General features: G+C 69.7%; 6 protein-coding genes and 2 pseudogenes. 3 read left to right on the plus strand and 5 right to left on the minus strand.

The window, feature by feature from the left end:
- A pseudogene (locus CXR44_RS38565) lies at nt 1-386 on the plus strand (IS982 family transposase); the annotation flags it as partial.
- A gap of 21 nt (nt 387-407) precedes the next feature.
- Here the strand turns inward: CXR44_RS38565 and CXR44_RS38570 are convergent.
- The gene (locus CXR44_RS38570) at nt 408-908 is read right to left on the minus strand and encodes a hypothetical protein (RefSeq protein WP_144070251.1); all 501 of its coding nucleotides are present in this window, start codon (nt 906-908) and stop codon (nt 408-410) included.
- A 207-nt stretch (nt 909-1115) separates the two neighbouring features.
- Nucleotides 1116-1214, minus strand: a pseudogene (locus CXR44_RS38575) (IS5/IS1182 family transposase); the annotation flags it as partial.
- Nucleotides 1215-1322: 108 nt separating this feature from the next.
- Between CXR44_RS38575 and CXR44_RS41900 the strand changes: the two are divergent.
- Nucleotides 1323-1451: a hypothetical protein gene (locus tag CXR44_RS41900; protein WP_281260327.1), complete on the plus strand. Its 129-nt coding sequence runs from the start codon at nt 1323-1325 to the stop codon at nt 1449-1451.
- Nucleotides 1452-1693: 242 nt separating this feature from the next.
- Here the strand turns inward: CXR44_RS41900 and CXR44_RS38585 are convergent, their stop codons facing one another.
- From CXR44_RS38585 to CXR44_RS38595, 3 genes are all read right to left on the minus strand, one after another.
- Nucleotides 1694-2176: a carboxymuconolactone decarboxylase family protein gene (locus tag CXR44_RS38585; protein WP_101791116.1), complete on the minus strand. Its 483-nt coding sequence runs from the start codon at nt 2174-2176 to the stop codon at nt 1694-1696.
- An 88-nt stretch (nt 2177-2264) separates the two neighbouring features.
- On the minus strand, nt 2265-3704 hold the full coding sequence (locus CXR44_RS38590) for an MFS transporter (protein WP_101791117.1): 1440 nt from the start codon (nt 3702-3704) through the stop codon (nt 2265-2267).
- Nucleotides 3705-3715: 11 nt separating this feature from the next.
- A complete protein-coding gene (locus tag CXR44_RS38595; RefSeq protein ID WP_101791118.1) occupies nt 3716-4864 on the minus strand; it encodes a serine hydrolase domain-containing protein in 1149 nt (382 codons plus the stop codon).
- 145 nt (nt 4865-5009) lie between these two features.
- Here CXR44_RS38595 and sigJ point away from each other — a divergent pair, with 145 nt between their 5' ends.
- A complete protein-coding gene (gene sigJ, locus CXR44_RS38600) occupies nt 5010-5897 on the plus strand; it encodes an RNA polymerase sigma factor SigJ (protein ID WP_101791119.1) in 888 nt (295 codons plus the stop codon).
- Nucleotides 5898-6111: the final 214 nt, after the last annotated feature.

Consider the following 6111-nt stretch of genomic DNA (forward strand, 5'->3'; position numbering starts at 1 on the left):
AACGCCAGGTTCTCATGGCCATCGTCGAGCACGAACCAGCCCTGCTGGCCGAGCGGCCCGACCTGCTGATCATCGCGGACAAGGGCTACATCTCCGCCGACCTGGACGCCTTCCTGGCCGAACGAGGCGTGCGCCTGCTGCGCCCGTCCTACCGCAACCGCATATCCCGTCCCGGCGAACACCTTCTCAAACCGATCCGCCAGCTCATCGAATCGGTCAACGACACCCTGAAAGGCCAGCTCACCCTGGAACTGCACGGCGCACGCACCATGACCGGCGTCGGCGCCCGCATCGCCCAGCGCATCCTGGCCCTGACTGCCGCCATCTGGCACAACCGCGCCACCGGCCAACCCATCACACGATCGCTGATCGCCTACGACCACTGACCCGGCTTAGGACTTACTCGTCTAGCGCTCGCGTCCCTCCTCCTGGTCGGCATCGCGGGCCATCAACTCATGCATCCAGTTTTCGGCGTCCGCGTGACTCATTCCCGTCTCGCCGCGGATCAGCAAGATCGCCCGCTCCGTGTGCCCTGCGTCAACGAGCTCGCCGACGCGGTCGGCGAGCTGATCGTCAGGCCATGGGTCGTCGACGTTCGCACGGATGCGCGCGGCGGCGAGCATGTTGACGACGTGTCGTTCTGCCGCTTCGAGCTCGAGACCGGTGTCCTCCTGGATGACCCGGGCCGCGTCCGCCATCCTGCCCTCGCCAAGGAGAACCAACGCACGAGCCCGCGTCTCCTCCGGAAGCGGCATGGGCAATCCAAATTGCCGCCAGGGCCACTGACCTGGAGCCTGTGCCGGGGACGGAGCCGATCGGCGCCGGAGTCTGGAGACCACAATGAGCGTCCCTAAGCTCGCGCAGGTCGTGAGCACGGCCAGCCATTCGAGCCAGTCGATCACCCCCATGCCGCGATCGTACCTCTCGGAACGGAAGGCGTGCCGTGTGTCGTTCGGTGTCATCCGACGGCTCAGGCCATCCGGCCAGACGCGCGACCCTGCGCGTTACGCCTGATCGGTGCCGCCAGCCTCACCCAAGCCATCCGCCGTATCTCCCGCGACGCCACCCCAGCTCCCATTCTCGGCATCACATGATCAGAGAGCTCTTTCCAACCTGACGGCGCGCTCGCCGATGGCGCGGATGCGGGCACGGGAGCGGTTGACGTCTCGCTGCCCGCGTGACAGCCATGGACGGTGGCGATGCCGCTTGTACGGCGCACCCTAACCCTGGCCCGCTTTGTCTGATTTGTACGATTCTGGCGTGCGGTTGTGGTGGGGCCTGACGGGGTCGAGGCGGAGCCGAAGGTACTGCAGGGGCGGCAGATGCTCTCTGTCTACCGCTGGTACGTCGGGCGTCGTATCGCGGTGGCCGACTGCCGCACGGTGGCGCAGGTCCGCCAGTACGTCGATCTGGCGGACCTGGTGGAGGTCGTGACGCTGCCGCGCCGCTAGTAGGGGTCCCAGTAGCAATCGCGGAAAATCCAACGGATATGGGTCTGACCCGCGTGGATGGAGCCTTGGCCCGCCGTTCCGTGATCATGTTTCTCAAGCTACTGGGACCCGATGAAGGTGCATCGGGATCATGGCAGGCGAGCTTGCCCTGCAGCTCTGTGGTACAGCTCGTCCTTGCCGCCGCCGGCCCGAGGCAGGGCGAGGTACGGGTCGCCGTGTCCTCGCCCTGAGGATTTCGGGCGTTACGGTCTCCACTGCTCCGCCGGTGACACACCGGGCAGCGGCTTGCCGATGAGGGCCAGGGGGAGGAAGAAGCAGACCTGGCCGATGGCCATGATGAGGGTGGCCAGCGCCTTGTCGTCGTACAGCTCGGACGCCCTCGCGTACAGCTCGTCGGGGACGCGCTCGCCGGACGGGTTCGGGGTGAGCACGGATTCGACCAGTTCCAGCGCGATGCGCTCGGCGTCGGTGAAGTAGGGCGCGTCGCGCCAGGAGGCCACGGCGGTGATGCTCTCCTCGGTGGCGCCGGCCTTGCGCAGGTTGCCGGTGTGCAGGACGGTCAGGTACGTGCTGCCGGCGATCTGGCCCGCGCGCAGCTGCATGAGGCTGATGGTGGTCTGCGGGATGGTGCCGTTGTCGGTCGCCTTGTACAGGGCGCCGCCGATGTCCTTGAGCTCGGGGATGAGCACGGCGGGGTTGGGCAGGCGCGACTCGATGGTGGTCATGATGGGGGTTTCCCTTCGGGTTTTCATTGGTGGATCGCTGCTTTGACGGATCGTGTGGGGCGATGGTGACCGGTTGGGGCGGTCGGTTTCAGCCGGGCGTGCTGCCGAGGTTTTCCGGCGTGGGCTCGGTGTCCCGGTTCGTGGGCCGGGCGCGTAGGAGGAGGGCGGCGGTGAGGATGGCGGCCAGGTAGAAGCCGCCCGCGCCGAGCATGCCGACGGTGTAGCCGCTGGTCAGCGCGTCGGGCAGGGGTGTGCCCTGGGGCTGGTTCGCGGTGGCGGTGACGGCGATGCCGGCCAGGACGGCCAGGCCGAGGGCGCCGCCGATCTGCTGGCTGGTGTTGACCAGGCCGGAGGCGATGCCGGAGTCGCGCGGTGCGACGCCCTGTACGCCGCCGATGGTGGCCGCGACGAAGCCGATCCCCAGGCCGATGCCGCCGGCCAGTTGCGCGGGCAGCAGGACGAACAGGGGGTTCTGGTCCGGGGTCAGCAGGCTGAACCAGCCCATCGCCGCAGCGGCCACCGCCATCCCGACCGCCAGGACGGCCCGGGTGGAGGTGCAGGCCTGCAACCGGGGTCCGATGAGGCCGGAGCCGAGGCCGATGCCGATGGCGAACGGCAGATAGGCCAGCCCGGTGATCATGGGCGAGTACTGCTTGATCGTCTGCATGTAGAGGGTGAGGAAGTAGAACGTGGCCAGTTGCCCGGCACCCATGAGCAGCATGACCAGGTTGGCGCCGAGCCGGCCGCGGTCGGCCACCACGCCTGAGTGCAGCATCGGGCTGCGCGCGGTGTGCTGGATGAGAGCGAACACCACGAGCAGCGCGACGGCGGCTGCGCCGAAGGTCAGGGTGAGCCCGTCGCCGGCGCCGTGCGAGCCGGCCCGGTTGATCGCGTAGACCAGTGAGCCGAGGGCGAGCGTCACGGTGGCCGCGCCGGGCAGGTCGAGTCCGCCGCGCTCGCGGCTGCCGGGCGTCAGGGCGGAGGATCCGGCGAGGACCACGAGTGCGATGGGAATGTTGACGAACATGATCCAGCGCCAGCCCGCGTATTCGGTGAGCGCGCCGCCCAGCAGCAGGCCGGCGACCGAGCCAAGGCCGCCCATCGCGCCGTACACGCCGAGCGCCTTGTTGCGCTCCGGCCCGGCGGGGAAGGTGTCGGCGAGCAGGGACAGCGCGGCCGGTGCGACGATCGCGGCGCCGACGCCCTGCAGCACCCGGGCGGCGATCAGCACGCTCCCGGTGCCGGCGACGCCGCCCAGCAGGGAGGCGGCCAGGAAGACGACCAGCCCGGCCCGGAACAGCCGGCGCCGGCCGAACAGGTCACCGGCACGCCCGCCGGCCAGCAGCAGGCCGCCGAAGGCCAGGGCGTAGGCGGTCAGCGCCCAGTCCAGGTCGGCCTCGGCGATGCCGAGCCCGGCTCCGATGACGGGCAGGCCCACGGTCACGATGGTGCCGTCCATCACCATCAGCAGTTGCGCGGCGGCGATCACCAGCAGGGCCAGGCCGCTTCTTCTCTCGGGAACACTCATCACCAGGCTCCTCAGGCGGCGGTGGCGGCGCGGTGGACAGCGGCGGCGAGCCGGTCGTGGTCGGGGTAGGACCAGGCGAAGCCGAAGCGGCGGCGCGTGTAGCCGAAGGCGATGCCACTGACCGGGTCGGCGAAGGACTCCGAGCCCGCCGAGCCGTCGTGGCCGAACGCGTTGGCGCTGAGGAACGCGTATCGCAGCCCCTTGGCCTGGAACCCGAGCGCGTAGTTGCCCTGCGCGCCGCGGACCAGGTCGGCGCCGGACGAGTGGATCTGCGCGAACTCGGCGACGGTGTCCGGTTTGAGCAGCGGGGAGCGTCCGTCGAGCCCCCAGACGGCCGCCGCGTACAGGCCGGCCAGGCCGCGCGCGCTGCCCACGCCGCCGGCCGACGCCTGGCCATTCGCGCGGACGGCGCGGGTGTTGGCGAAAGCCACTTGGTCCAGCGGCGGCGTGCTGTTGAGCCCGTAGCCGATACCGAGGATGCTGTGCGGGCCTGGGACGTTCGACCAGAACGCGGCCTCCTGCTCGGGGGTGGCCGTCCACCACTGGATCGGCCGGAACCGCTGCTCCTCGGCCGCGGGCAGTCCCAGGTAGAGGTCCAGCCCGTACGGGACGCGGACGCGCTCGTCGTAGACCTGCTGCAACGACCGGCCGGTCACCCGCCGGATCACCTCGTTCACCATGGCGAACGTGACGAACCCGCCGTAGCCGTAGGCCGACCCGGGCCGCCAGTACGGCCGCTGACCGGCCAGGCGGGAGGCGATCACCGCGTCGTCGGCCAGCTCGGCCGCCGACAGCCCGCCGTCGACGCCGATCACGCCGGAGCGGTGCGTAAGCACGTCCCGCAGCGTGATCGTGTCCTTGCCGGCGGCGGCGAACTCCGGCCAGTGCCGGGCCACCGGCTCGTCCAGGTCGAGAACGCCCTCCTGCACCAGCAGCGCCGTCACCAGCGTCGCGGCGCCCTTGGTGGAGGAGTAGACGGCGGTCAGCGTGTCACCGCCGGCCTCGTCCCCGGCCCACAGGTCCACCACCCGCCGACCGTGCACATGGACGGCCAGTTGCGCGCTCGTTCGGCCGTCCTGCCCGGCCACCACCGCGGCGAACTCCTCGCGCACCGGCTCGAAGCCGTCCGCGACCGTTCCGTGGACCTTCGTCCTGCTCATCGTTCGGCAACCCTTCGTCAGGTGAGTGTTGGTCGCCGGCATGACGGACGGCCCGCGGGAAAGGTGACCGGGTGCGTACGCGGTCACCTTCCCTTGGTTTGATGCGTCAGCGCTTTGACGTTACTGAGACGAGAGGAAGCCAACCGTGACGCCCCATGACTTTCTGGCCGACCAGTTCCAGGGGCACCGTCCCCATTTGACGGCGGTCGCCTACCGCATGCTCGGCTCGCTGAGCGAGGCCGAGGACGCCGTCCAGGAGGCATGGCTGCGGCTGGCGCGCTCGGACTCGGGCGATATCGACAACCTCGGCGGCTGGCTGACCACCGTGGTCGGCCGGGTGTGCCTGGACATGCTCCGCGCCCGCAAGTCCCGGCGCGAGGAGTCGCTGGAGGAGCGCCTGCCCGATCCGGTGGTCAGCCTCGCGGATGCCGCCGACCCGGAGCAGGAAGTGCTGCTGGCGGACTCGGTGGGCCTGGCGCTGCTGGTCGTGCTGGAATCCCTGACCCCGGCCGAACGGCTGGCGTTCGTGCTCCATGACATGTTCGGCCTGCCGTTCGAGCAGATCGCACCCATCGTGGACCGCACGCCCGTGGCGGCCAAGAAGCTCGCCAGCCGCGCCCGTCAGCGCGTCCGCGGCGCCACCCCGAACCCCGACCCTGACCGGGCCGACCAGCGCCGGGTCGTGGACGCGTTCCTGACCGCCGCACGCGGCGGCGACTTCGACGCGCTGGTGTCCATCCTCGACCCCGACGTGGTGCTGCGCGCCGACGGCGGGACGCTCGCCGGCGGCATGAAGGTCCTACGCGGTGTCGCGGCCGTGGCCGGACAGCTCGCCACCTTCCAGCGCATGGCCACCAGCGCTACCACCCGCCCGGCGGTCGTCAACGGCCTCGCCGGCCTGGTCAACACCATCGACGGACAGCTCATCTCCGTCATGAGCTTCACCATCTCCGGCGGCAAGATCTCCACCATCGACATCCTGTCCGACCCCGACCGGCTGGCCCGACTCGACCTCACTCACCTGGAGCCGTGAACGGGTCCCAGTAGCAATGGAGCAGAATCCAATGGTGCTGCTGCTGACCTGCGGGAACTCCTTGAGAAACATGATCACGGAACGGCGGGCCAAGGCTCCATCCACGCAGGTCAGACCCATATCCGTTGGATTTTCCGCGATTGCTACTGGGACCCCTAGACGAGTAAGTCCTAAGTCGCTGTGGTGTGAAGTGCGGGAAGGGCGAAGGGTGTTG

The sequence above is a fragment of the Nonomuraea indica genome, assembly GCF_002850745.1.
Lineage (GTDB): Bacteria > Actinomycetota > Actinomycetes > Streptosporangiales > Streptosporangiaceae > Nonomuraea > Nonomuraea indica.